This is a genomic window from Coprococcus sp. OM04-5BH (assembly GCF_003482105.1).
In the GTDB taxonomy this organism is placed as follows: domain Bacteria; phylum Bacillota; class Clostridia; order Lachnospirales; family Lachnospiraceae; genus Coprococcus.
Window position 1 is genome coordinate 1 of record NZ_QULM01000008.1, and the last position, 26,163, is coordinate 26,163.

Here is a 26,163-nt window from a genome sequence, read left to right on the forward strand (position 1 = left end):
TTGCGACAGCCTGTATAGGTTATCACATTTAGAAGCATCTGTCAACAACTTTTTTATTTTCCTTTGCGTTTATGTCTCAGGCCTGATTCGAAGATCGGCGTCTTTCGACTGCGCAAGTGATATAATACTAAACCAGTCCTCAAATGTCAACGACTTTTTGGGGCAAATATTGTATTAATTTTTATACAGATTTTATGTAAACTTTACCCGGATTTCAGAAGCCCTCTATCCTTCTCTCGAGTCTAAGTTCCCTTCTTTTTTCCGCAGCTTCCCACTCTGCCCTTTCATTTTCATGAAGCAATTTTATCCTTGGCACAGTCTTTGGTCTTCCTGTATCATCAAGAGCCACCATTACCAGATAGGCTCTGTTTATTGGTCTTCTCTCCCCATTAAGATTTTCAACATAGGTATCCACCCTGACTTCCATAGATGAATTACCCACATGGGTTATATAGCCAACCAGTACCAACAGCTCATCCACATAAGCACCGTCCTTAAATATAAGATTATCTATGGACGCCGTTGTAACATTTGTCTGACCTGTATGCCGCTTGGCTACAATAGCTGCAACCTCATCTATCATCTGCAGAAGATCTCCTCCGAACAGTCTTCCTCCTCCGTTAAGATTTGCCGGAGCCACCAGCCTCGTCTGTACAGTTCTTGAATATTCCACAGTTCTGGTAACTTCTTTAGTCTTTTTACATTTTCCGCCTTCAATATATTCATTATTTTCCTTGTACTCTTCACTCACCATATGCTTATCACCTGCCATATAATTTATATTTTTCTTTTCAATACGTTTATCACCCGCCATATAACTTCAGTTTCCCATATATTCTATATCCTATTTATATATCTTTACTTCCGGCATAGTCTCTACCTGCCTTACACTATTTATCTGTCACTCATCCGCCACTTTCGTATTTAACCGGAGGTTCAATTTAACAATATTTTATTTTCTTTTAATTGTATTATAAGAAAATGGTGATAATATATACTAATATAACATATATTTGAATTTAATGTGATCAGGAGGTCAAAGATTATGGGAATAATTGTTGGTATCATCGTGAATATCATCAGCGGAGCTATTGCAGGATATATCGCAGGTAAGCTTATGGAGTCCGAGGGGTCCCTTGTACGAAATATAATCCTCGGCGTTGTAGGCGGTGTTATAGGAAGTGTTCTCCTTCGTATCATTGGAATACATGCCTCAGGTTTTATCGGCGGCACTATAGTTTCTATAATAGGTGCATGCATACTTGTATGGCTTGCAAGAAAGTTACTGTAATATCCCCAAAAAGTATAATGTGCGAAAACATATTACATGCCAAAACATATTATACGCAAAATCATATTACATGCCAAAACATATTACATGCCAAAACGTATTATATGTAAAAACATATTATATGCAAAAACGCATTATAGGTTCAAAATACATTGCATAGCATAAGCAAATTTACACGAAGGCTGTGTTACAGATCAAAAAACACTCCAAAGTATGAATGTATCATATCAATCATACCATGGAGTGTTTTTCTTGTGTTATGGCAACGAGTCAAGTGCAACATGCTTGCATGATTGCATTTGTGTGTCGACTGCTAATCAGCGTATAAAACTCGCAAAGCATGTTTTATCGCTGTTCATTTCTTGTATATCTTATATGTCACTTATTTCCGGCACTGTCCTTTACCTCATGTGACATATTTCTCCTATCCCTATTCGCTTTCCGCACTGTATCCTGTGTCCACGCCATCCTGATGCTTCTTAAGGAAGGATATGTTCTTGTACTCATAAGTATTAAATACACTGCTGGAGAAGTTCTCACTGCTTACAGTTCCCTTATACCATGACTTTCCTTCAAAATACGCACGAAGCTCCGGATCATTGAATATATATCCATGTCTTGCATATATTTCATTTCTGGCATACATAAGCTGTGTGCCTGTCATATTCTTAAGATCGTCATTATTGAGATACCTGTTGCTGCTGTATGATATTACATAGTCGTCATCACCGGAGGTCTCAGGAGTTTCCGTGGTCGCCTCGGTGGTTGCTTCTGTGGTTACCTCTGTTGTGGCCTCTGTTGTTGCTTCTGTGGTCGCCTCGGTGGTTGCGTTATCCTTCTTCACCTGTTCAGGATCCACCACATCATACTCTCTTAAGGCGTCTTTATTTACCGCTGTAAATGTCATATCCGCCTTTATGTTCCACTTAAGATGTGCACCTGTAGTATCAACATCATCTTCTGTAAGGCTTGTCCTTTCAAATGCAAACATAGTGATCACATCCTGGTTCTTAAGGCTTCCGTCATCATTCCATATAAGTCCGAGCTTGTTCTTAAGGTACGCCTGTATATCTGAATAATAAGTATCATCCCTGGAAATCAGGTCAGGACTTATTCCTTCCTTGTCCTTTCTATCTGCCTTATACTCATCCGAGAACAGGGAAACGTCTCCCGGAGTGTTAGTTTCATCACTCCACTGATCCTGGTATGAGCCATCTGAAAGCCTCTCATAATACTGATATCCACTTATAGGCGCCGCATGATTTTCATAGCCGAAATCAAGTTCAAAGCTGTTGTTCTTATATGACAGAATATCATTGTAGATGTATATAGGAGAATAACTGTCCACATTTAATGGATATCTCTTATAGTCATTATCTGTAACCGCAATATACATTGCGTCCTTGCCGGGTGCTATCCTTACTGTTATATCCCTGTACGTCTCTGTAGAATCATAGAAGGAATAATTATGTATAGGCCTCAACACAGAACTGCCACAATAGCTGTCGGTATACTCGTCTGCCAGGGTTACCTGACCATTTTCAAGCTCATACATCCTAAAGCTCATACATTTTCTGTTCTCCGGACTTATGACCATAGATGTGTCCTGTACGCCTGCTGGGACATCCTTAGTCCAGTCGGGAGCGTCAACTATTGAAACTACAAACAATTCAAGGCTGCCATCGTAATCGAAGTCGGCTATCCTGTAGTTAAGTATACCTGTACTATTAAACCAAGGCTCGGAATTAACGACCCTGCCGTCTTTTGCAACATCCCAGGTTACATCAACCTTTCCCGTCACCTCGGTCTCCATCATTCCATCTTCTTTTACCACTGTGTCCTCGTAATACTTCTGAAGCTTCTCCCTGTCAGTGAGCTTCGCTGCTTCCGTAGTGGTCTCCGTATCAGTTGCGGACGCTGCCTCTGTAGCCGCCTCCGTAGTGGTATTGTCTTTATTACTGCCAAAATTACGCATAATGGCATAGGTTCCCACGCCTACACCTACAGTGACAACTACAGCAATGACACCTATTGCCACTTTACCTGCAGTGGTTGAAAGGAAGCTCTTTGGTGCACCGTTTTCTGTACCTGCTGCCTCATCCATGCCGGTGCTTCCTGACACATCATCCATGTCATCTGTGTCTATCATTCCCACATCTCCCGAGAACTCTGACATGGTCTGCTCGTCAAATATCCCCTGTGGTTCAGCCGGCTGGGGTGCACCTGCCACATAGAGTCTTCCTGTAAGCTCACCGCTTATAAGTCCTTCTGTGCTTCCGGAGAAAATATACCATATAGCACCTAAGGTGTTCACATTATCTCCCCTGCCTGTGCCTGTGGAAGCTCCGCCATACTTCATGACTGCATACTTCACCACCGACTTAATGTAGGCGATATTGCTCCTTACCTCATCAGGGTTCATGCTCATGGAAGCGGCTATCTCGGAAATACTCATATTTTCAAAATAATACTTTTGCTTGATTATCCTGGCAGTAACCGGAAGTCCTTCAATGTATTTGAACAGCTCTTCTATACACTCTCCGTTCTTAAGTGCCGCCAGCGGCACAAATACCTCTCCATCCTGTCCTGCATAATCTGTAACAGACTCTGCAGAGCCATAGGAGTAATCCACCTTCGCGTCAAGAAACTCCGGTGAATTATTGTATACATAGGAAAATGCTGCGTCTGTGGCAATACTACCTGCCCACACATAAAACATCTGGGGATCATCCAATGTTCCTATGTAATTGTATATCATTTCATATACTCCGGTAATTATGCCTGCTACTGCCTGCTCATCCGGAATAACATCAAATACTATGGCATGTACATAATTATATGTACGTCCATAGAAATCACCTTTCATTGAATAATTATTATTCTTAAAGGATAAGACCGCTTCATAAATCGGATCTTCTGTAGTTATTGTTTTACTGAACATCTTCTGCCTCCTGTTATAATCTATTCACTTTCTGCACTGTAGCCGGTATGCTCTCCATCCTGGTGTTTTTTTAAGAAAGTAACATTCTTATATTCGTAGTCATTAAATACACTGCTGGAGAAATCCTCACTCTTCACTGTTCCAGTATACCATGGTTTCTTCTCAAAGTATGCATATATCTCATTTCTTGCATACATAAGTTCCTCAGACGACAATCCCTCAAGATCATCATTTGTAAGATATCTGTCACTACTGTATGGTATAACATAATCCGTCTCTTCTGTCTCTTCATCAGTTTCGGTGGCCTTCTCTGTAGTAGTCTCCGTAATTTTCTCTTTCTGAGTGTCTTCAGAAGCAGACGAAGTTTCCTCGTCTCCCACAGACTCATATCTGCCGTCATCCGACGTGTTTATAGCTGTAAATGTCATGTCCACCTTTATATTATATTTTTCTTCATACATAACATTACTAAGTACAGCCTTTATATATGTATATTACAGCTCACAATTTAATTGCGTGCTATACCCGGAATAACTCGGCTAACATATCAGATTATGCCATTTTCATCTTCATCTTTAATTCTATCATAACATCAGGGCGGTCCGTGATTATTGCGTCAACCCTCTTATGTATAAGCTTTTTCATTGTCTTGCTGTCATTTACTGTCCACACATATACAGGTATCCTCTGCCTTCTCATTCTCCCTGCAAATTCTCCCGTGACCAGCTTATAATGTGGCGACACAAAATCCGCCTTACACAGTCTCAGCCGCTTTTCGGGAAAATACTCATGGATATGAGTTTTAAAGCCTGTATGCTCAGTTCCCACAAGCAGCCCTGTGGTTATTTTGTTATCAATTTCCTTTATCTTAAGAGATACTATATCTAAAAATGATTTTATGGAATATTCATTGTAATTGTAATATCTCCTCACCAGATTAACAACTCTTTTTTCGTAACCTGTCTCCTTAAGTTCTATGTCAAGGTGCACCTTTCCCTGACACACCTTAAGAACCTCAGCAAATGTAGGTACTCTGTACCCTTCCTTACCTGTTATATCATTTATCTGTCCATATGTAAGCTTCCCTATATCCGTCCCCTTAAGCTGTTTATCGTGAAACACCACAAGCTCATCATCCATAGTTCTTCTCACATCAAATTCTACCATGTCAGCCTTAAGCTCCATGGCAATATCAAATGCCTCAAGGGTATTCTCATGTTCAGCCAGAGCACTGGCTCCCCTGTGGGCTATGACCTGACATTTTTTCTTTTTCCTCATGGCAACCTCCACCATCCCTATAGTATAACACTGCAAACGCTGCCATACCAAGTATACTTACTATAAGTCCCTGTAAGAAAAGCGGATAATGGAGTTCTATCTCTGTCCTTCCGGCGTCAACTACCAGAAGGTTATTATCCTCCCTTATCTCACTGTCAGAAACAAATATATCCTGATATGCAATAGTCGTGTTCACATTATCACTGTCTGTATCTATAATAAGATTATTTCCCGAATATTCAATCGAAACCGAAACGATCTTCCTATCAGGAATACTGTCATGGGACGCAGAAAGTATATCATCAAGTACCCCTGCGGCTGTGTCATCTCCTGTAGATGTAGCAAAATACATAAGATTTATACCAAGAAAATACACATTCGGAGTATCATCATTATATCCGAAGAAGGTCAGTGTATGGGTATCATATCTGAAAGTTCCTAAGGGATTATCAAGGTATGCTATATATCCTGTGGTAAATTCCCTGTCTCCGTACATAAACGGTCCTGTGGATATATTCTGTCCGTTTATGGTAAGCTCCGGATAACTGTTGGTAAATCTTATCTCCTGATGTAACACATTAAGGAATTTCTGCTCCTTACTCCCTGATGTTACCGGCATATGAGTAGTATCTATCACCACTCTGACACCCTTCTCTCCAAGCTTTCTTACCAGATTCTCGGCATTTGCCCTGTTTCTGTACTCAAAGCCTGAAAGGAATATGGTATCATAGCCTTCAAGCTCATCCATATCGTAATCATCAATATAAATACTGTCTCCCATTTTAAAGCATGGGTACAAAGTTGTCATCTCATCAGCGTACTTTCCTATGGCGATATCTTTATACTCTGATACCACACCAAAATTCTCACCGGAACTTAATGTACCATTTGCAGACAGCTTAAACACATAACCCGTATCTGTTTCGGAAACCAGGCTGTAGCCACACTTATCTGCCGCAGCCAAAAGCTCCTCTTCCGTGCCCTCGCTGTGTGCCAGCTTATTCTTCTGTACCAGCACAGCGTCATCTCCAAGCTCTATGCTCCGGTCAAATACATATAAAAATCTTCCCTGTTCCAGTGCCTCATTAAGCAGCACTATATTTCTTCCGGTGACGGCTCCCTGCCATGCCCAGCCGAAGGTATATGCCACGCCCTCATCTCCACTTACACCAAAGGAAGGGTATGAACCGTATTCGCTGCTGTCCATGACCGACGCTCTCTGGACGGTATTATCCCTTAAAAGACTCACATCCCTCTTTGTTGAGGAACCGGCATTTATCCTGTAATCGTTAAGCATAAGGGATGGAATTATCTCAAGGATAAGTATACCTGCCACCACTGCAAGATATCTGTTCTTTATGGTCTTCCACTCCATAAGTGAGGCGAAGAAGAATCCATACATCATAGGTGAAAATCTTGTCATCCAGAAGAGACTGCTAAAGGGCAGCTTAGACAGAAATACTGCTGCCGACGTGGTAGTCAGTGCCACAAGTATGATGGCAAATATAAACCCTGCCGTACGTTTTCCCCTGGCAAGAAATGCCCCTAATATGCATATGAGCATCACACCTATACCGAAATAATAAACGTCCCTGGAATTGATCACAAACCTGTAAAACGGATTTAACGATACACTTAGTGGGTATGAATAATCCACAAGTATGGTAGATCCGGTCTGCTCTGCGGCGGCAACTCCGCCACCTGAAAGGGCAGGAACTATGATGATACCTGCAAGAAGTATTCCGCATACCATGTAGCAAAGTGCCATAAACATCCTCTTCCAGTCCTTATTTATAAGCTGATCTATAAAGAGGTATATGAAGGCAGCAAGTCCTGTTATGGCTGTAACCATCACATGTCCAAGTACCATAAAGAACATACTTGCAAATAAACCAACAGCTGCTTTCTTAGACTTATCATGTACATATCTGCACAGGAAAAATATCACATAAGGTGTTATGGCTGTGGTTATGATCTGTGGAAGATTTCCGTCACAGAAGGACACCTTGATTATGGCAGGCATGAAGAACCAGAGAGCTCCGGCAGGCACGCCGACCCGCCTTCTGTCTGTTATGTTTCCCCATATGACAAACGGGAGACCGCCCGCAAAGAATACGATTCCAAGAAGAAGTATATAGGCTGATATAACATCCCCACCGGTGAAGAAAAGACAAAGTGCCATAACATAATATGAAAGAGGCGGCCAGTATCTGTACAACTGGATACCGTTATACCATTTCATATCAAACAAAGGGTACAGATCCCCCTTCTTTAGTGACTGGTACATATACTGTCCCTTGTACATGTGACCCCAGATGTCATTTCCCGACGGCTCCCAGTTAATGGCATGGAGCACCAGAACAAGGATCACGCTTAATGAAAGCAGTATAAATATTCCTGTTAAATTGTATATCCACCTCTGCCTGTTCTCTCTCTGCTTCACTTTAATCTTCTACTCCGTTATTTATTTCATCCAGTATCATATCCGTAAGAGTACTTATATTCTGATCTGCATAAGAATCCTGCTCATCCATCAGATTTAATACATAGGTTCTGGCAGGAGTCTCGCTTATTTCAAGCATTAACAGCACCCAGCCATTTGCATTTAATATGACCTGTATCCTATCCTTGAAATATCTGGCACAATTCTCAAGTGTCGGGTTGATCTTGTCAAAGGGCTCCACATCGTTAAGGGTCTTTGACTGGTAACTGTCAACGAAATCTTCTATCTGTTTTTCCACTTCACCAAACCTTATAAATCCGCTCTTAAGTTTGGTAACATGAAGGATGATCTCCCATGTATGAGGGTGCACATCCCCCAATCTGCCGTTTATATATATGGCATGTCTGGCATTAAGATAAAACTTGAATTTATACTGCTGGTATCTCATATACTGTCCTGCCTCCTGATCTCCTATACTGATCTCTCATATTTATCTCTTATTAATTTCTTATACCAATTTTTTACACAAACGTCTCGCTCTGTTATCTTATACCGTTTTCCGTATATGAATCCATTATCGCCACCATATTTCTGCCATCATCATATTCAATACTGTGTCTCACTCCAACATTAAGACCGGAAACTGCCTCGTCAAAACTCTTTACCAGCTCTTCATATCTGATAGTTACCTGTCCCCTGTCTGCTTTATATGAGAACACCACGAACACTCCGCCCCTTAGCCGGCCTAGCACCTCATTATCTCCAAGGAATTCCTTAAACCTCTGTATACACTTAAACATCTGGTCCCTTGAGATATGGATCTGGTCAAATATCACTCCAAAAAACATCATGTGAACATTTTCCATGCCACGCTTCTTGGATTTTACCATCAGATCTCTCATGGTAAATACATTAAATACCGACACGCCATTCACAGTCTCTATACCGGTATTAAAGCCATAGTTGTTGTCTGCAGCCACCGGACTCTTAGTCTCGGTTCCCTCAGACGTATCCGACATAAGCTCCTCGGAGAGATCCTCCATGTCCTGGTTTCTCCGCTCCAACATATCCTGGGCATTGATATATTTCTTCTCCGCACTGCCCCATACCCCAAGCATTATCTCCAGTATGGCAAGCATTATAAGGCAGATCAGGGCAAGTATCATATAGACATAATACGAGTGCTTTATCATTCCCATATCTGCCTTTACGGTATATATATCAGATATCACAGCGATCTCCATATTTGAATCTGCGCCTCTAAACACCGCAGACGCAATAGACACTTCCTGTTCCTCTATCCGATCATAAAATCGGGTCTTATCCTTAAGAGCACCAAGACCTTTCGTAGTCACAATATCCCTGGCAAATATAACCTCATTTTCCTTGGTAAGCACATAGAATCTGCTGCCGGAAGACTCCAGAGAATCCATATACTCTATTATCTCCTGATCATTCCTGCCATCACTGTACATCAGGGACAAAGTATCACCAAGCTGCCTGGCCATCCTGTTCTGATCATCGTCATATCGGTCAAGAACGTCATACTCATAGTTACTCATCTCCATCACCGCCGCAAGGGTTACCAGTGCCATAAATACTGCTATCCCAAGGGTAAACAGTACCTTTTTTTTCTTAATGCTCTTTTTATTTTTCCTGCTTTCGCTTTTCTCGCCAAGCTTCTTACTCATTATTATTTACCTCGTTCCGAAGTCTCTCTAAAAATTCCGATGCCCCAAGAAAGTCCTTCTTTATAACCTGCCCAAAGCTGTGCCATTCCTCCGTCATGGTCCTGGTCTTCCATGACTGCACTCCCTTTATGGAATTGATTATACCTGCAAATCTGAACCAGAAAATAACAAAATTGTAAAACGGAAGGATGAATACTGTATACCATTTTCTCATGTAATATCTTCTGATATCCTTAAATCCCTTAAGGAACATGATTATGCATATATACATAAGTCCATTTGCAATGGCATACAGAAAATACATGAACAGAGTGGACAGTACCACCAGCTTAAGGGGATAATTGATAAATGCAAGACATATCAAGGCAAAGTACCATATCATACGGGGAAATGCGAAGGTGTGGTCATACATGAGCACCCTGGTAACAAAGTCAGACACAAACCCTCTGGCTGCATGGAGCTTTTCTTTTCTGAACATATGCATTACCTCCAGCTCACCGCTCTGCCAACGCTGTCTCTGCACATATAATTTGTTAAGGGACTCTATGGGATCAACGAAGAAGATGGCGTTATAGCAAAGAGAGATCTTCTTTCCCATTCCATCTCGTATCTGAAAGGTGACGTCAGTATCCTCACAAACAGTATCTGTATTATATAACTTACTCTTTAATATTGACGACTTCCTAAAGGCTGAAAATGCTCCCGAAAGGGTAAATATACTATTTAACTCTGACTGGAAATTCCTGCCTGCAAGAAATGCCTGACAATACTCACTAAACTCCAGCTTCTGCATGAAACGCTTGAAAAATCCCCTGGTCTCGTCAATCTGCGTAGGATTTGTAAGTATAGTACCCGTAAGACAATCCACGTCATCTTCATTTTCAAACATAGTTACCATATTTCTTATGGCTGAGGTCTCAAGTACTCCGTCACTGTCTATATGAATGATGTACTTGCCGTTGCTGTTAAAAAGGGCAAGATTTAACGCTCTGGACTTTCCCTGCTTGGCATTGAGCCAGTTCATGTGAAGTTCCGGGAAATCCTTCTGACACTGACAAAATATTGAGAAGCTGTCATCCTTTGTCATGTTATTTACAATCAATATATCTATCTTATCCTTTGGGTAGTCCGACTCCATTATGGATTCTATACATTGTCTGAAGGTCTGCTCTGAATTATATACCGGGATTATCAGCGTTATCTCCGGATAGAACACCAACGGTGAATACCTGCGTTTTTTTATCCTTCGCTTTATTAGTATAAAGAAATCTCCTATGGCAGGGATTATCTCCATTATAAGTGGGATTATTATCCAGGCAATCCAGAACATGACAGAGGATAAAAGAAGATCTTTAATTTCGCTCATAGTGGAACACACCTACCTTCTGCCTGATTATCTGCGGCTTGGTAAATACATAGAAATACAAAAATACCATACAAAGATAGAAGAATATCCTTCCCACTATAGTATGGGCTATAAAATAACAGTCACTGCCGAAGCATTTTATGAGAACACATATAAGGAATATCCTGAGAACATTTGAGATAAATATAAATATTGTTCCCACAACGCTTACGGCGATCTTCTCATATACATCGTACACCTGGAAGAACCACAGCAGGGACAGAAATGCCAGTATCTCTATAACACCCGAGCACTCAAAGTCTATATACATGGACAGATTGTCATGTCCGTTCTGTATAAACAATATCCCCTGATTGAAATAGGATTCATACATACCCGATGCCATGCCAAGTATGCCTGCCGCTGCGGAAACAGCCTTCTGCAGAAATCCCACAACATATGGTTCAATAAGGATCATGGAAAATATAAGCACTCCAACACTTCCTGTGATGAAGTACCATACTCCCATCTCTGCTCTCTTCATGACTGTCAGCACATATATCCAAATTATCAAAAATAATATTACTACCCAATTCATACAGATTTCTTTTTCTTTCTTCTATACAATGTAACTCCGCCTACAGCAACAAGACATATAGCAATACCAAGCCATGGTGCTGTGGAAGAGCCTGCTATGGTCACGCCCTGACTGCCAAGGTTAGGATTGTATATGGTTATGGTTCCCATCTGATCAGGATCAATGCCTGTATATTCCGCAAGCTTTGAAAGGCTTAAGGAAAATTCTATCTCATCGCCCTTTGCCCCCTGTCCATGGACAGAATCATATATTGTAAGGGCAACATTACTTCCCAGCTCGTCACCGCCGCTGTATCCGAAGAACATCTTAAGACCTGTGTAGGTTCCCTGAGCAGTAGGTATGCCCTTGCTCCAGTCAATCCTTCCACCGGATTCATTCTGTATCTGTATAGGGAACTGTCTTCCGTTTATATTGATGTACCATATCTGTATCTGCATATTGCTGGTATACAGGTCATTTGCCTTAAAATGTCCGAAGAGCTTATCTCCGCTTATGGCTAGCTGTCCGTAATGGTTACACTCTGCGTTGCTGCTGTTATAGGTTATGGTGGTCTTAGGATAACCCTCCCAGTCACCGTAATGGCCATCTATGGTAAGAGCTCCTGTAACTACGATATCTCCGTCTCCCGATGTGACATCCACGTCTCCTGCCGTAGCAACAGGTGTGGCATCTGCCACGTCATTTTTCCGGAGGAAGTGATAACTGTTTCGTCGTCAGACGCTGCCTTAACCACTGAAACCGGATACCATAATACCAGTACCACAGCCAGTACCACTGCTATAAGCTTACTCATATTATTCAACTGTTTAAGATTAAATAAATGTCTCATAATATCACCTCACGATTATTATTAGCATGAAATGCAACGTCCCCAACCTCATAAACAAATAATGGATTTTCTGCAATATCCAGCCTGTTAAGTTTAAACTCCGTCTTATCTATAAGTCCTGCAAGCTGGTCATAAAAGAAATCTCCTATATCCTCCACGCTTGCCCCATTCTCTGAAAATGGCTCCATATCGTTGAGGTATCTTCCCTCATACTGATGAAGAAATGACTCCACAAGCCGGTCGATACTGCCAATCTCCATATCGGTGGTATCGTTTTCAAGGTCTTCGCAACTTTTCCTCTCTACATATACTGATATGTGAAAGGTGTGACCATGTTCACTTTCTCTGCCACTGAAGCTGTGGGTAGCATTCATATTATATCTGCAAATGTAATAATCCTTCATATCCACATCACTCCCTTACCTTAACACGACTTATGGCAAAGCACGCCATGATACTCACGCTACTTCTTCTAGCTTCATTCCATTGTTTTAATCTGCTATCCTTTTTCGACCATATAGTACTTCACATTATTTTTTTCGTCAATATAACTATGAACAATTCATTAACATTTCACAATTACAATGTTCACGTTTATGCATTTTTACGCGCAACTGTTGCAATAATAAACAAAACACCCTGTAGAGGATATCTATATACGATCTGTATATGACATATCCCCCACAGGGTGCCCTATGTTTTAAACTAATTTCTTCTCATAGCAGAGAAACGGCTGTTCATACAGATCACATTCCCCCACTACATTAAATTTAAGCTTATTATATGACTTTATTGCCTTGAGGTTATTTTTATTTACAAGGAAATGGATACTCCTGTACCCGCGTTTCTTTAGTTCCTCCATGCCTGCCTTAAGCATTTTTACGGCAATACCCCGGTTCTGGCACTCCGGATGTACTGCAAGTCTTGACAGTTCTCCTCCGGGAGCAAGCTCCGGTGACCAGCACTCAAGTGCTTCCACATTTTCATCCTTGTCAATGGAAACTGACGCAATTACCCTGCCATCCTTTTCCTTCATTACAAACAAAGCATTTCTTGAAAGATCATAATCTATCTCTCCTGTACCCGGATAATGTTCATCCCAGGGACAGTACTCCCTTCCAAGCTGGAGCTTGTACAACCTGAGTATTTCGTCTCTGTCGTCAGATGTGGCTGCCACTATAATGTTTGTTGTATTTTCTTCCATATTTTACACCTTTTACTCTCTTATATTATAAAAGGTGTGCTCTCATATCCTCATCGCTCATGTTAATAAGGTATGCCGGAGCTATATCAAACACTGTCTTACAGCCTGTAACACCCTCGATGTTAAGTCTGTGGATGGCTCTTGCATACGCTGCAAGAACTGCACCTGTGAACTCAGGATTAGAATCAAGCTTGAGGCTGTACTCTATTACATGCTTATGCTCTCCCTCAAAGCCTGTAACACCTGTTCTTATAACTGATCCACCATGTGGAAGTCCGCTGTGATCCCGGTCCATCTCTTCCTTTGTGATGAAATGTACTGTTGTATCATAATCAGCAAAATAGTTAGGCATTTCCTTGATTTCCTTCTCTATTCTTGCCTTGTCTGCACCTTCCTTGGCAACAACATAAGCAACTCTTGTGTGCTTCTGTCTTGTTGTAAGCTCAGGATTTTCTCCGTTTCTTACCTTTTCAACAGCCTCCGGAACAGGAACTGTATACTGTCTTGCGTCCAGGACGCCTTCTATTCTTCTGCAGGCATCTGAATGTCCCTGGCTTACGCCTCTGCCCCAGAAGGTATAATCCTTACCGTTGTTAAGGATCGCATTTGCATATAATCTGTTTAATGAGAACATTCCCGGATCCCAGCCTACTGATATCATTGCTGTCTTGCCGGCTTCCTTTGCTACCTTGTCAACATTTGCAAAATGTACAGGAATATTTGCATGGGTGTCAAATGAATCTATGCAGTTAAAGTTCTTGGCGATCTCCGGTGTAAGTGTTGGCAGATCCGTTGCACTTCCTCCACAGATGACCATTACATCAATGTCATCCTTATACTGCTCTGCGTCAGAAAGCTTTGCTACCTTAACGCCCTCTGTCTTTATTGTCACGCTTGCAGGATCACGTCTTGTGAACACTGCCACAAGCTCCATATCCTCATTATTCTTCACGGCAGCTTCAACGCCTCTGCCTAAATTTCCATAACCGGCTATACCTATTCTTATCATGTCTGTTGTCCTTTCGTTATTATATTCTTAAGTATTTATGCCATTATCGTTAAATAATATAAATCATTTACAGTAAATACTTCTTTTAATAAATATAATAACGAAATTGCCTCTATCTTTCAATAATTAATTTAATATCTTCAACTATCTGCTCCGGAGTAAGGTGATTGTCCTTCATGACAGTATCCACATCATATCTGTCAAGGAACTCCTTCTTTATTCCGTAGTTTCTGGTCTTCACGTCCGAAGCTCCGTAAAATCTTGAGATCTTCTCGCCAAAGCCTCCGTCAAGGATACCATCCTCAAGAGTGATCACCAGTTCATGATCCTCCTTTAAGGATCTAAGAAGTTCTTCATCCACACCTGTTATATAGTACGGATTGATAAGGGTGGCGTCCATGCCTGTCTGCTCCTTAAGAAGCTCCCTTGTCCTATCTCCAAGACCGTAGAATGAGCCAAGACCTATAATGGCAACCTTGCTTCCCTTGTGGGTAACTTCATACTTGTTAAGTATTGAAAAGTCCTTGTCCACCTTCCTGCCATCGGATATAAATTCACCGCCAGGCACACGGATCGCCACTGGATATTCTGTCTGGTCAATACTCCAGTCAAGCATTGCAAGGTATTCTTCCTTTGTTACAGGGGCAAGATACACCAATCCCGGTATATTGGACATCATTGGAATGTCATATATTCCAAGATGTGTCACGTCGTTCATTCCCCATATGGAAGCTGAAAATGTTATTATGGTGGCAGGATTTCCATTTACACAGAGATCCTGGGATAACTGATCGTAGGTTCTCTGGATAAAGGTGCTGTATACACCATATACAGGCTTGCCGCCATTTGCAGCGATACCTGATGCCAGTGCGACGGCAGTCTCCTCTGCGATACCAACATCCACAAACTGTGCACCTGCTTCCTTACGCTTGTCCTCGGTAAATCCCATAACTGTAGGGGTGGCAGATGTAATGGTAACAACCGACTTATCCTTCTTCATCTTGTCCATAAGATAGTTACAGGTTATGCCTGAGTAATCCTCGCCGTCAAATTCATATAATGACTTTCCTGTCTCAATGTCGAACGGTCCGTTGTAATGCCACTGCTCCTTATGAGCCTCTGCCGGTGCGTAGCCCTTTCCTTTAAGGGTACGGATATGAACAACTACAGGCTTGCTACTGTCCTTAACAGACTGGAATGCAGCTATAAGTGATGGGATATCATTTCCCTTGTCCACATATACATAATCAAGTCCCATAGCCTTAAAGAGATTGCACTCAGCCTTGCCATTTGTTTCACGGAGCAGCTTGAGATTGCTGTACAGTCCACCATGGTTCTCAGCTATTGACATATCATTATCATTTACAACAATGATGAGGTTTCCATCTATCTCTGCGGCATAATCAAGACCCTCAAGCGCCTCACCACCACTTAATGAGCCGTCTCCGATTATGGCAACAACATTGCCGGTCTCCCCCTTCACGTCACGTCCCTTGGCAAGTCCGCAGGCAAGACTTATGGAGGTTGAGGTGTGGCCGATTATAAAATGGTCATGCTTGCTTTCATCCGGATTGCTGTATCCTGATACATCATTATAATGCTCCTCATACAGGTAAGCGTCCTTTCTTCCGGTAAGCATTTTATGTGGGTATGTCTGATGGGATACATCAAATACTATTTTATCCTTAGGTGAATCAAATACATAATGCAGAGCTATGGTAGCCTCTACCATACCAAAGTTCGGTCCGAAGTGACCGCCGTGGATACTTGCTCGCTTTAAAAGTGCACTACGCATTTCCTCTGCAAGACTCACAAGCTCTTCCGCTGATAATTTCTTCACATCTTCAGGTCCGTTGATCCTCTCGATATACATATACATAATCCTCCTGATTTTTTATTATTAGAGAGTTTTCAATGCCCATGTCCGTCATAATGACACCTGCGCATCCTATTCTTCTTGATTATAATACCTGAACTTAGCTTTAGGTCAAGAGTATTTTATATTGCCTCTTAAAATGTAAAAGTAACTTTTCATATGATCTTTTTAACCTATTTCATAATATCATTCTATCTTCATGTTTTTTCCTGTTTGATATTTCTGATCATAGTTTATAAACTTATATGTAATTTCAGACATTTTTAATCTGCCATCAACATTTTTAATCTGCCATCACATAACCGCCAGAAGTATGGTTCCTGCAATGATAGCAACAAGACCTTCCCCTGACTTAATATTTAACCGCTCATTAAATACTATCCTTGAGAAAACAATAGTAACCAGAATACTCAATTTGTCTATAGGCACTACCACACTGGCAGGGCCTTCCTTTAATGCCCTGTAGTAGCACAGCCATGAAGCTCCGGTAGCTATGCCTGAAAGGATTATGAACAAAAGCTCACGTCCTTCTATCTTCTTCACCTCTGAACATTTTCCCGTAACAAGCACCGTGAACCATGCCATAAGTAACACTACGGTAGTTCGGATAGCAGTTCCAAGATTGGAGTCGATATCCTCTATTCCTACCTTGCCAAGTATGGCTGTCACACTGGCAAATACTGCCGACAGTACTGCATATATAAGCCAGCCTCTGCTGTCCTTGTCTCTGTCTGCCTCTGTAGATGCTTTTCTGTCTATCATCATAAGAGTACCCACAGCAATAAGTACAACGGAAATTATCTTAACAGGGCTTAAGCCTTCCCCAAGAAATATCAGTGCCAGAAGTATGGTAAGCACTGTGCTTGATTTGTCTATAGGCACTACCTTGTTGATATCACCCTTCTGTAAAGCCCTGAAATAGCACAGCCATGAGGCTCCCGTTGCCAGTCCCGACAACACAAGAAATACCAGTGTTTTTGTGCTTATGTTGCCTACCTGGTTTCCACTTCCGACTATAAGGACCATTATCCAGGAAAATACCAGCACAACTATGGTCCTGACTGCTGTTGCCACATTAGAATCAGTCTTCTTTATTCCGATCTTTGCCAGGATAGATGTTATTCCTGCAAAAAAAGACGAGCCGACTGCATATAAGATCCACATAATAATTCCCCTTTTCACATCATGTCGGACAGATCAGTTCCAGACAGACTTATATTAACCTACACAATATACTGCTCCCTTTTCCATATGATATCACAACCTGATAGTATCTTAGCTTTAAAAGTTTAATTTGCAGTATGTTAAACATAAACATTTCCCAAACTTATAAATAATACTACAGATACCTCCATATAAAAAGACCATATATGTAATATGCTACATATCTTTATTTTCATTGCTTCCGTATCTACCGCTGAGCTTTTGTTATCATTCATCTGCAAATGTGCATAGTGGTCAAGTACTCCTATTGCCACATATAAAGCCGCTCCTTAAGATCTGAAAGCTTCTTAACAGAAAATAAAAGATGGCACACAGGTTGCTTTTATACATCATGCATGCCATCTTTTAAATGAACTTATTATTTTACACTTAACTAACTTATTCAGTACTTACTTTCTTAAATTTATGTTTTATAGCCTGAACAGAGTTTCCTATCTTAGGTATTGAGTTCAATAATCCCATCAGAATTTACACTCTTAAACTAGCATAATTAATAATTTTCTTCGTGAACCTCGAAGTAGCTCTGAGGATGGTTACATACAGGGCATACCTCCGGAGCCTTTGTTCCAACTACGATATGACCACAGTTACGGCACTCCCATACCTTAACCTCACTCTTCTCAAATACCTGTGCTGTCTCAATATTCTTAAGAAGTGCACGATATCTCTCCTCATGGTGCTTCTCAATCTCACCTACAGCTCTGAACTTGGCAGCAAGCTCAGGGAAGCCCTCTTCCTCAGCAGTCCTGGCAAATCCCTCATACATGTCTGTCCACTCGTAGTTCTCGCCCTCTGCTGCGGCAGCAAGATTAGCCTTTGTATCGCCAATTCCTGCCAGCTCCTTAAACCACATCTTTGCATGCTCCTTCTCGTTATCTGCTGTCTTAAGGAACAATGCCGACATCTGCTCATAGCCCTCTTTCTTGGCTACAGAAGCGAAATATGTGTATTTATTTCTTGCCTGTGATTCTCCTGCAAACGCCTCTTGTAAATTCTTCTCTGTCTGTGTACCTGCATACTTATTTGTTGCCATAATTTTTTCCTCCGTATCTTTATCTTTCTTAACATTCTTAATTATCTTCTCAAAAACTGACGCCGGCTGCTTACATAGCGGACATATAAAGTTCTCCGGCAGTTCCTCTCCGACATATTCATATCCGCAAACAGTACATCTCCACACGGTCTGCCCCTCATCTGTGACTCCCACAGCCTTAGGATTTGGCTTAATGTTGTCCAGATAATATTTATATGTCATCGAGGTTATATCATTCAGCACCTTCATCTCTGTTATCTCGCCAATAAACATTGTATGGGATCCCAGATCCTCAGTTTTAAAAACCTTCACCGAGATATATGAATTAGTTCCCTCAGTAATATAGTACAGACCATTTTCACCGGCTGCATACTCATTGTAACCTGCAAATTTATCTGTAGTCCTTCCCGACTGAAATCCAAACCGCTCAAACAACTTAAGGGTTGCTCTTACGTTTATCACTGACACATTAAACTCTCCTGTCTTAAGTATCATGTCATGGGTAAGGTTGTTCTTATTAACACTTATACTTAACTTAGCCGGCGCCGACGCCACCTGCACAGCAGTATCTATTATACATCCATTGTGCCGGTCTCCGTCTCTGGCAGTCAGCACATAAAGTCCATAGGTCAGGTTATGCATTGCATTACCAGCCATATACACGCCCCCTTTTTTCATAATTATACCACAAAAAATATTTATTATACTTTTTCATCGTGTAAAGTATTTCACGAACAAGTTTGCGCTCTCTTATTGGGAATTATTCTTGATAAGAATATATTAAAATATATATGAAAGTTTGTCAAGGGGGGAATTCAGCTTTCATTATGAATATAATCTGTGCATGATCAACACGTAATATCCCGTCTGTGACTGCCCTGTTGCATATGTATTCTCATTTTGCTTTTAATCAGGAATAACCTCGATATACACCTGATCGTACTTATATTTCAACTCCTGCTTTATCTCGTCCCTTACCTTGTGCAGAATGCTGATATGTATTACGTCTGTTTTGTTGCCTATATAAACCTCAACCCACAGCTTGCGTCCGGTCTGGATAACGTCAAGGAATGTAACCTCATAGGGATAATCCTGCATATGCTTGTCAACAATGCTTCGTATCTGGCTCAAGACCTCTTCTTCCGGAGCAAAAAGTATAAGGTTTTTGATACTTTGGAATATTACTGTCACCGGTTCCCTGATCAGGAGTATTGCCATGATCACCGCAACCGCAGGGTCAATATACGGAGCAATGAAGCTTAATTTTGTTTTAAGTAATATTACCTGGACTGCAAATGCTACCGCAACCCCCACACTGCCTACTATATCCAGCCTCCACATATAAAGCTCAGCCTTAATAGTTGTGGATTCATATTTCTTGCTGTAATGATTAAGTATCAGATACATGCCAACACAACCAAGACACACCACCAACTCAAATATAGCGATACTTCCCGCGTCCACATCATGCCCTCCGTGGAGCAGCAGCTTAATATTCTCGATCATAAGATTACAGGTAAGCGCCAGCAATACGCTGTATTTGACCAGAAGAAACAGTGACTCCACCTGAGCGTATCCGTAAGGGTGCTTCTCCGTAACGGGCTTATAAAGCAGTGGAACCAGCACCATAAAGGGGCCGATCATAACTAGATCTGCTGCGTCAAACAGACAATCTGTCCATATGGAATGGGAATGGCTGAAGGCTGCCATAATGCCTTCTGCCAGAATGAACATAACACTTCCAAGAAATGATAACTGCAATATTCTCTTCTCAATACTTAGTTTATCTTTTTTTGTTTTCATATTTTTGATCTCCTTCTTCCCAACACTATAACATAAAAATCCCGTCTGGCATACACCAAACGGGATTTCTCAGTTATATTCTTTTTGATGATCAGCAGTAGAATTTCCGCTTCTGACCTTTCTATTCAAGTATGCTCTTTGCAAGCTTCTGCTGCTCATCTGTTGGAGGATCGATTCCCTCAAGCTTATATGGGATACCAAGCCTCTCCCACTCAGTAATTCCAAGCTTATGGTATGGAAGCACCTCAACCTTATCCACAGTCTTAAGAGTATCTATAAATTCCTTTGTCTTTTTAAGATCATCTTCATCTGTTGTTACAGTCGGAACAAGGACGTGTCTGATCCACATATGTTTGCCGTTATCTGACAGATACTTAGCAAGATCAAGGATATTGCTGTTTGAAAATCCTGTAAGTTCTCTGTGTTTATCATCATTTATCTGCTTTATATCCAGAAGGAACAGATCTGTGAGTGCCATAAGCTCATTGAACTTGGAGAAGAAGGGCTCTTCCCTCGTAAATGGGTTACCTGCTGTATCTATAGTTGTATGGATACCCTGTGCCTTAGCCAGCTTGAAGAATTCAATAAGGAAATCCATCTGAAGCAGTGCCTCTCCACCACTTACTGTTATTCCTCCGCCATTCTTCCAATAAGGCTTATAACGGAGTGCCTGCTTTAACAGATCTTCAGGGGTCCTTGCCTCAACCTTAACGCCCTTATCCTTAAGCAGCTTGGTATTCTCTTCTATTTTCTTTGAAAGCTCTGCTTTTTCTTCATCACTTACATCATCTGAATAAAGCCTGCTGTAATCCGTCACAAGATTCCATGTCTCCGGGTTGTGACAATATTTGCATCTCATCTTGCAGCCCTGTAAAAAAACTACAAATCTTATGCCCGGACCATCTACTGCTCCAAAGCTCTCTGTTGAATGGATATATCCTAAAACCTGTTTATTTTCAGACATTTTTCACCTCTAAGTTCTTTCTATATCAAATGTTCAATAATTTTCTAATTTAATCTTCGGTTTAATCTTACTTTTAGTATTTCAATTAATCATATATTAATTCACGCCGGGTAAATTATCGTTAAATATCTTTTGTTAGGATCATAAAAAACATGCACCTTATTTTAAAAAAGTCCCGGAGAGGTTATCCCCGGGACCATGGTTTTGTTATATCTGACAAATCATCTATAACTTCACTGAAAATCCAGTTTTCACTAAGAATTAAAGTGAGTCATGGAATGTTCTGTTGATAACGTCGAGCTGCTGCTCACGTGTAAGTGATATGAACTTAACAGCATATCCTGATACACGGATTGTGAAGTTAGCGTACTCTGGCTTATCTGGATTCTCCATTGCATCAAGAAGCTTATCCTTACCAAATACGTTTACGTTAAGGTGATGAGCACCCTGATCGAAATATCCATCCATTGCGCTTACAAGCTTAGTAGCTCTCTCTTCCTCATCATGTCCAAGTGCTGATGGGTTCATTGTCTGAGTATTTGAAATACCATCAAGTGACCACACATAAGGAATCTTAGCAACAGAGTTAAGTGAAGCAAGAAGTCCTGATGTCTCAGCGCCGTAGCTTGGGTTAGCACCTGGTGCAAATGGTGTCCAAGCACGTCTTCCATCTGGAAGGTTACCTGTGAACTTACCATAAACTACGTTAGATGTGATTGTAAGGATAGATGTTGTAGGCTCTGAATTACGATATGTGTGTCTCTTCTTGATGTCTGTAAGGAACTCATGAAGAAGCCATACACCGATGTTATCAGCTCTGTCATCGTCGTTACCATACTTAGGGAACTCGCCTTCGATCTCGAAATCTTCAGCAAGTCCTGTCTCTGCATTACGGATAACCTTAACCTTAGCATACTTAATAGCTGACAGTGAGTCAATTACGTGTGAGAAGCCTGCGATACCTGTTGCAAATGTACGACGTACGTCTGTATCGATAAGAGCCATCTCAGCTGCCTCATAGTAATACTTATCATGCATATACTGAATGAGGTTAAGAATATTTACATAAAGTCCTGCTAACCAGTCAAGCATCTTCTTGTACTTAGCAAGTACTTCATCATAGTCAAGATACTCTGATGTGATAGGTGTGTAATCTGGTCCTACCTGCATTGGCTTACCTGTCTTCTTGTCAAGGAACTTCTCATCCTTACCACCATTGATAGCGTAAAGAAGACACTTAGCAAGGTTTGCACGAGCTCCGAAGAACTGCATCTCCTTACCAGTCTGAGTAGCTGATACACAGCAGCAGATTGAGTAATCATCGCCCCAGACAGGCTTCATTACATCATCGTTCTCGTACTGGATTGAGCTTGTTCTTACAGAAATCTTAGCAGCATACTTCTTGAATGTATCCTGAAGATCTGATGAGTAAAGAACTGTAAGGTTTGGCTCTGGAGCTGGTCCCATGTTCTCAAGTGTATGAAGGAATCTGTAGTCGTTCTTTGTAACCATTGAACGTCCGTCAACACCGATACCACCAACCTCAAGAGTAGCCCATACTGGATCTCCTGAGAATAATTCGTTGTATGACTTAATTCTTGCGAACTTAACCATACGAAGCTTCATTGTGAAATGATCGATAAGCTCCTGAGCCTGAGCCTCTGTAAGCTTACCAGCCTTAATATCTCTCTCAATGTAGATATCAAGGAATGTAGATACACGTCCAACTGACATAGCTGCACCGTTCTGAGTCTTGATAGCTGCAAGGTATCCGAAGTATAACCACTGAACAGCTTCCTTAGCGTTTGAAGCAGGCTTTGAAATGTCATAACCGTATGACTGAGCCATAACCTTCATTGCCTTAAGGCTCTTGATCTGCTCTGAAAGCTCTTCTCTCTGACGGATAACATCATCAAACATGTTGCCATCGCCACAGTTTGCCTTATCCTCTTCCTTCCAAGCAATAAGCTGATCGATACCGTAAAGAGCAACTCTTCTGTAGTCACCTACGATACGTCCACGACCATATGTGTCAGGAAGACCTGTTACGATATGTGTATGACGAGCAGCCATCATCTCTGGTGTATAAGCATCAAATACTGCCTGGTTATGTGTCTTGTGATAATCTGTGAAGATCTTATGGAAGTTCTCATTTGGTGTATATCCGTACATCTGAAGTGCTTCCTCAGCCATCTTGATACCACCATAAGGCATGAATGCTCTCTTAAGTGGCTCATCTGTCTGAAGACCTACAATCTGCTCAAGATCCTTTGTCTCTGGATCAATGTAACCTGGGCCGTAAGCTGTGATGCTTGATACAACATCTGCATCCTCCTTTAAAACTCCACCGTTATCTCTCTCAGCCTTCTGAAGAGCCTGAAGCTTATCCCAAAGCTTGTTAGTAGCATCTGTTGGTCCTTCAAGGAAACTCTCGTCTCCGTTGTACTGTGTGTAGTTGTTCTGGATGAAGTCTCTTACATTACACTCTTCCTTCCAGAGTCTACCTGTGAATGATTCCCATTCCTGGTTCTGTAACATGATAAAATTTCTCCTTTCAGTATTTTAATATGTGAAAATGCCACACACTATTTACTTATTATACAAAATTTTTGTTGATAATTCAATAATGCTTTCACATTCCTTGCTTTTCGTTTGTAAGTATATTATACTTTGCTTGTATATTCGGTTGTTATAACCACGGAATAGCAATTTAGCAAACTTTTTTTCAAATTTTTTCAAAAATTATACATTCGATATATTGTGCTTTGTCTGCATATAAATCCTTATACGGACACAATATACAGTAATCGGTAAGCAAGTATATGTAATCGGAGGAGGGATATATTATGAAACTTAAGATACCAAAATACGAGATGGCGGATGTTCTTAATATGATGGCATTTAAAGGCATATCCGAAGAAGATATAAAGACCATGAAGGAGCTCGGAATTCTCCGTGAGCACTATTACAGATCAAACTCTGCCATATTCAAGGCAGGTGAGATCACTGAGGAGCTGGGGATCGTCATCAAGGGACGTGTTATAGTTGAAAATGTTGATTACTGGGGATCCAAAAGTGTTCTGAGTTCTGCCCTTCCGGGAAAGGTCTTCGGGGAAACCTATGCCCTGTCCGGTCATAAGCTTATGATCGATGCCAGAGCCACGGAGCCTACCATCGTATTCCTGCTAAACGCCCAGCATATCATGTCAGGAAAATACAACAACTATCCATGGCATCTGCAAATGCTTAAAAATCTCCTGCTGCTTTCATCCAGAAGGAGTCTTACCCTGTCCCTTCATATCTTCTATATAAAGCCAAAGAAGATCAGAGAGCGTGTAAGCTATTATCTGTCCGGTCTTGCCAGCTCCATGGGTACTACGGAATTCGACATTCCATTTAACCGGGAACAGTTCGCCGATTACCTGAATGTTGACAGAACCGCTCTATCAAAGGAACTGTCAAACATGCAGAATGAAGGTCTGATCGAGTTTAAGAAAAATCACTTCAAGCTGCTGGAGCTTGACCATGAAGAGCTGACGTAAAAAGGTCTGAAGTCACTAAAGCTTGACCGCCCCGGAACGGTATTCATCGTCCAATTGAAATGCATCCCTATTCAATACTAAGCACTTCCGATATTATCTCATTAAACTGTCTTCCCTGATCTATATTACACACATGTCCGCAATGCTCTATTATTATCAGTGTTGCATCAGTCAGATCAGATTCTTCCACAATTCCATTTATAAAACACAGGTCACCGCGCCCGGATATATATATATTTTCCTCATGAGATACACTCACAAACTCATCGCAAAAAGAGAAATGCTCTATAAAAATGTTCATATAGGCTTTAAATTCCACACTATTAAGTGCTTTTGCGCATTTACAGAACACTTTTCTGCTTGTTCTGCTGACCTTCCATGGCATAAACAGCTTGGCCATTATTCTGTAGACAATGGGAAATGGCAGTTTATCACCAATTCTTGCAAAGACATTAACTGCACGTCTGAGTGGCTTTCCCACGGCACCAAGTGCACCTACAAGTATAGCCTTGTCTATATAGCTTTCATACCTCATCTCCATATATTTGATAAATATTGTTCCAAGCGACACACCCATAAAAACGGCACTCTGTATTCCCATCTCATCAAGCACCTGGATTATATTGCTTACAACAATATCCATAGTATTTCCCACCTCAGATAGCTTCAACTCACTGTCGCCGTGACTGGGAAGTGTTATTGCCAGAACATTAAACTTCTTCTGCAGCAAAGGTATCTGATTCTTCCATACCCTGTTATTCCCACCAAAGCCATGAAGCAGTACTATATATCCGTCGGTACCACACACACTTTCAAACACCTCATAATGTAACATTTACTTATACCTCTTAATCATTCGCATTATTTATACCTATACATTATTGGTAAGTTTATCACCGAGATACATCCTAGTCAATTATTTTCCACCCGGACAGCTATCCAGCTTTTGAATATATTTTTTTAATTAACGTAACCGCTAACAAAAGTAGCGATAAACCATGCTTTGCAAATTTTATCCGTTGATCAGCAGTCATCAAATGCAGACATGAGGGCATGTTGCACTTGACTCATTGCCATAACAAAAGGAGCCCC

23 protein-coding genes and 1 pseudogene are annotated in these 26,163 nt (G+C 41.2%); 2 read left to right on the top strand and 22 right to left on the bottom strand.

Features of this window, described 5'->3' with window-relative positions; all coding sequences use genetic code 11:
• Positions 1–214: 214 nt before the first annotated feature.
• A complete protein-coding gene (locus tag DXB54_RS11510; RefSeq protein WP_243104806.1) occupies positions 215–814 on the bottom strand; it encodes an acyl-CoA thioesterase in 600 nt (199 codons plus the stop codon).
• A 231-nt stretch (positions 815–1,045) separates the two neighbouring features.
• Here DXB54_RS11510 and DXB54_RS11515 point away from each other — a divergent pair, with 231 nt between their 5' ends.
• Positions 1,046–1,291: a GlsB/YeaQ/YmgE family stress response membrane protein gene (locus DXB54_RS11515; RefSeq protein WP_021937920.1), complete on the top strand. Its 246-nt coding sequence runs from the start codon at positions 1,046–1,048 to the stop codon at positions 1,289–1,291.
• Positions 1,292–1,721: 430 nt separating this feature from the next.
• On the opposite strand, the gene DXB54_RS11520 is transcribed toward DXB54_RS11515, so the two are convergent.
• The 20 genes and pseudogenes from DXB54_RS11520 to pflB form a co-directional block, all read right to left on the bottom strand.
• Positions 1,722–4,232 carry a YARHG domain-containing protein gene (locus DXB54_RS11520; protein WP_021937919.1) on the bottom strand — a complete coding sequence of 837 codons (2,511 nt, stop codon included), beginning with the start codon at positions 4,230–4,232 and terminating at the stop codon, positions 1,722–1,724.
• 20 nt (positions 4,233–4,252) lie between these two features.
• Positions 4,253–4,693, bottom strand: a complete 441-nt coding sequence (locus DXB54_RS11525) for a YARHG domain-containing protein (RefSeq protein ID WP_118695256.1) — start codon at positions 4,691–4,693, stop codon at positions 4,253–4,255.
• A gap of 91 nt (positions 4,694–4,784) precedes the next feature.
• Positions 4,785–5,510, bottom strand: a complete 726-nt coding sequence (locus DXB54_RS11530; RefSeq protein ID WP_021937917.1) for a glycerophosphodiester phosphodiesterase — start codon at positions 5,508–5,510, stop codon at positions 4,785–4,787.
• Complete coding sequence (locus tag DXB54_RS11535) at positions 5,452–7,953, bottom strand: 6-pyruvoyl-tetrahydropterin synthase-related protein (RefSeq protein WP_118695258.1); 2,502 nt, start codon at positions 7,951–7,953, stop codon at positions 5,452–5,454. Before DXB54_RS11535 ends, DXB54_RS11530 begins: the two co-directional genes overlap by 59 nt.
• 1 nt (position 7,954) lies before the next feature.
• Positions 7,955–8,401 (bottom strand): 6-carboxytetrahydropterin synthase, encoded by a 447-nt coding sequence (locus DXB54_RS11540; protein WP_021937915.1) that lies wholly within the window; start codon positions 8,399–8,401, stop codon positions 7,955–7,957.
• 94 nt (positions 8,402–8,495) lie between these two features.
• The gene (locus DXB54_RS11545) at positions 8,496–9,644 is read right to left on the bottom strand and encodes a hypothetical protein (protein WP_118695259.1); all 1,149 of its coding nucleotides are present in this window, start codon (positions 9,642–9,644) and stop codon (positions 8,496–8,498) included.
• Positions 9,637–11,010 (bottom strand): TIGR03111 family XrtG-associated glycosyltransferase, encoded by a 1,374-nt coding sequence (locus DXB54_RS11550; RefSeq protein ID WP_021937913.1) that lies wholly within the window; start codon positions 11,008–11,010, stop codon positions 9,637–9,639. The genes DXB54_RS11545 and DXB54_RS11550 overlap by 8 nt, the downstream gene beginning before the upstream one ends.
• Positions 10,997–11,563 (bottom strand): exosortase family protein XrtG, encoded by a 567-nt coding sequence (gene xrtG, locus DXB54_RS11555; RefSeq protein ID WP_243104807.1) that lies wholly within the window; start codon positions 11,561–11,563, stop codon positions 10,997–10,999. The genes DXB54_RS11550 and xrtG overlap by 14 nt, the downstream gene beginning before the upstream one ends.
• A gap of 20 nt (positions 11,564–11,583) precedes the next feature.
• Positions 11,584–12,264: a Firmicu-CTERM sorting domain-containing protein gene (locus DXB54_RS11560; protein ID WP_118695261.1), complete on the bottom strand. Its 681-nt coding sequence runs from the start codon at positions 12,262–12,264 to the stop codon at positions 11,584–11,586.
• Positions 12,195–12,416 carry a hypothetical protein gene (locus DXB54_RS11780; RefSeq protein WP_147361035.1) on the bottom strand — a complete coding sequence of 74 codons (222 nt, stop codon included), beginning with the start codon at positions 12,414–12,416 and terminating at the stop codon, positions 12,195–12,197. The genes DXB54_RS11560 and DXB54_RS11780 overlap by 70 nt, the downstream gene beginning before the upstream one ends.
• The gene (locus DXB54_RS11565; RefSeq protein ID WP_021937910.1) at positions 12,413–12,820 is read right to left on the bottom strand and encodes a 6-carboxytetrahydropterin synthase; all 408 of its coding nucleotides are present in this window, start codon (positions 12,818–12,820) and stop codon (positions 12,413–12,415) included. Before DXB54_RS11565 ends, DXB54_RS11780 begins: the two co-directional genes overlap by 4 nt.
• A gap of 296 nt (positions 12,821–13,116) precedes the next feature.
• Positions 13,117–13,620, bottom strand: coding sequence for a GNAT family N-acetyltransferase (locus tag DXB54_RS11570; RefSeq protein ID WP_021937909.1), 504 nt, complete (start codon positions 13,618–13,620; stop codon positions 13,117–13,119).
• Between the two features lie 25 nt (positions 13,621–13,645).
• Positions 13,646–14,629: a diaminopimelate dehydrogenase gene (locus DXB54_RS11575; RefSeq protein WP_118695262.1), complete on the bottom strand. Its 984-nt coding sequence runs from the start codon at positions 14,627–14,629 to the stop codon at positions 13,646–13,648.
• Between the two features lie 112 nt (positions 14,630–14,741).
• Complete coding sequence (locus tag DXB54_RS11580; RefSeq protein ID WP_118695263.1) at positions 14,742–16,502, bottom strand: 1-deoxy-D-xylulose-5-phosphate synthase; 1,761 nt, start codon at positions 16,500–16,502, stop codon at positions 14,742–14,744.
• A gap of 297 nt (positions 16,503–16,799) precedes the next feature.
• Positions 16,800–17,669 carry an EamA family transporter gene (locus tag DXB54_RS11585; RefSeq protein WP_118695264.1) on the bottom strand — a complete coding sequence of 290 codons (870 nt, stop codon included), beginning with the start codon at positions 17,667–17,669 and terminating at the stop codon, positions 16,800–16,802.
• A gap of 550 nt (positions 17,670–18,219) precedes the next feature.
• Positions 18,220–18,762 carry a rubrerythrin gene (gene rbr, locus DXB54_RS12355; RefSeq protein ID WP_243104809.1) on the bottom strand — a complete coding sequence of 181 codons (543 nt, stop codon included), beginning with the start codon at positions 18,760–18,762 and terminating at the stop codon, positions 18,220–18,222.
• Positions 18,763–18,822: 60 nt separating this feature from the next.
• Positions 18,823–19,440: pseudogene (locus DXB54_RS12360) on the bottom strand (flavin reductase); the annotation flags it as partial.
• Positions 19,441–19,668: 228 nt separating this feature from the next.
• A complete protein-coding gene (locus DXB54_RS11595; RefSeq protein ID WP_118695266.1) occupies positions 19,669–20,565 on the bottom strand; it encodes a cation diffusion facilitator family transporter in 897 nt (298 codons plus the stop codon).
• 121 nt (positions 20,566–20,686) lie between these two features.
• A complete protein-coding gene (locus DXB54_RS11600) occupies positions 20,687–21,529 on the bottom strand; it encodes a radical SAM protein (RefSeq protein WP_118695267.1) in 843 nt (280 codons plus the stop codon).
• A 261-nt stretch (positions 21,530–21,790) separates the two neighbouring features.
• Positions 21,791–24,067 carry a formate C-acetyltransferase gene (pflB, locus tag DXB54_RS11605; RefSeq protein WP_118695268.1) on the bottom strand — a complete coding sequence of 759 codons (2,277 nt, stop codon included), beginning with the start codon at positions 24,065–24,067 and terminating at the stop codon, positions 21,791–21,793.
• A 308-nt stretch (positions 24,068–24,375) separates the two neighbouring features.
• Here pflB and DXB54_RS11610 point away from each other — a divergent pair, with 308 nt between their 5' ends.
• The gene (locus DXB54_RS11610) at positions 24,376–25,071 is read left to right on the top strand and encodes a Crp/Fnr family transcriptional regulator (protein WP_118695269.1); all 696 of its coding nucleotides are present in this window, start codon (positions 24,376–24,378) and stop codon (positions 25,069–25,071) included.
• Between the two features lie 67 nt (positions 25,072–25,138).
• Here DXB54_RS11610 and DXB54_RS11615 read toward each other — a convergent pair whose 3' ends face one another.
• Positions 25,139–25,906, bottom strand: a complete 768-nt coding sequence (locus DXB54_RS11615) for an alpha/beta fold hydrolase (protein ID WP_118695270.1) — start codon at positions 25,904–25,906, stop codon at positions 25,139–25,141.
• Between the last annotated feature and the right edge of the window lie 257 nt (positions 25,907–26,163).

What these genes read in the sequence shown, in the direction of transcription:
- DXB54_RS11515 (WP_021937920.1), top strand. Translation starts at nt 1,046, where the DNA reads ATGGGAATAATTGTTGGTATCATCGTGAATATCATCAGCGGAGCTATT.
- DXB54_RS11565 (WP_021937910.1), bottom strand. Translation starts at nt 12,820, where the DNA reads ATGAAGGATTATTACATTTGCAGATATAATATGAATGCTACCCACAGC.
- DXB54_RS11550 (WP_021937913.1), bottom strand. Translation starts at nt 11,010, where the DNA reads ATGAGCGAAATTAAAGATCTTCTTTTATCCTCTGTCATGTTCTGGATT.
- DXB54_RS11615 (WP_118695270.1), bottom strand. Translation starts at nt 25,906, where the DNA reads ATGTTACATTATGAGGTGTTTGAAAGTGTGTGTGGTACCGACGGATAT.
- DXB54_RS11520 (WP_021937919.1), bottom strand. Translation starts at nt 4,232, where the DNA reads ATGTTCAGTAAAACAATAACTACAGAAGATCCGATTTATGAAGCGGTC.
- DXB54_RS11530 (WP_021937917.1), bottom strand. Translation starts at nt 5,510, where the DNA reads ATGAGGAAAAAGAAAAAATGTCAGGTCATAGCCCACAGGGGAGCCAGT.
- DXB54_RS11595 (WP_118695266.1), bottom strand. Translation starts at nt 20,565, where the DNA reads ATGAAAACAAAAAAAGATAAACTAAGTATTGAGAAGAGAATATTGCAG.
- pflB (WP_118695268.1), bottom strand. Translation starts at nt 24,067, where the DNA reads ATGTTACAGAACCAGGAATGGGAATCATTCACAGGTAGACTCTGGAAG.
- DXB54_RS11780 (WP_147361035.1), bottom strand. Translation starts at nt 12,416, where the DNA reads ATGAGACATTTATTTAATCTTAAACAGTTGAATAATATGAGTAAGCTT.
- DXB54_RS11540 (WP_021937915.1), bottom strand. Translation starts at nt 8,401, where the DNA reads ATGAGATACCAGCAGTATAAATTCAAGTTTTATCTTAATGCCAGACAT.
- DXB54_RS11545 (WP_118695259.1), bottom strand. Translation starts at nt 9,644, where the DNA reads ATGAGTAAGAAGCTTGGCGAGAAAAGCGAAAGCAGGAAAAATAAAAAG.
- DXB54_RS11600 (WP_118695267.1), bottom strand. Translation starts at nt 21,529, where the DNA reads ATGTCTGAAAATAAACAGGTTTTAGGATATATCCATTCAACAGAGAGC.
- DXB54_RS11585 (WP_118695264.1), bottom strand. Translation starts at nt 17,669, where the DNA reads ATGTGGATCTTATATGCAGTCGGCTCGTCTTTTTTTGCAGGAATAACA.
- DXB54_RS11570 (WP_021937909.1), bottom strand. Translation starts at nt 13,620, where the DNA reads ATGGAAGAAAATACAACAAACATTATAGTGGCAGCCACATCTGACGAC.
- DXB54_RS11525 (WP_118695256.1), bottom strand. Translation starts at nt 4,693, where the DNA reads ATGTATGAAGAAAAATATAATATAAAGGTGGACATGACATTTACAGCT.
- rbr (WP_243104809.1), bottom strand. Translation starts at nt 18,762, where the DNA reads ATGGCAACAAATAAGTATGCAGGTACACAGACAGAGAAGAATTTACAA.
- DXB54_RS11575 (WP_118695262.1), bottom strand. Translation starts at nt 14,629, where the DNA reads ATGATAAGAATAGGTATAGCCGGTTATGGAAATTTAGGCAGAGGCGTT.
- DXB54_RS11510 (WP_243104806.1), bottom strand. Translation starts at nt 814, where the DNA reads ATGGCGGGTGATAAACGTATTGAAAAGAAAAATATAAATTATATGGCA.
- DXB54_RS11580 (WP_118695263.1), bottom strand. Translation starts at nt 16,502, where the DNA reads ATGTATATCGAGAGGATCAACGGACCTGAAGATGTGAAGAAATTATCA.
- DXB54_RS11610 (WP_118695269.1), top strand. Translation starts at nt 24,376, where the DNA reads ATGAAACTTAAGATACCAAAATACGAGATGGCGGATGTTCTTAATATG.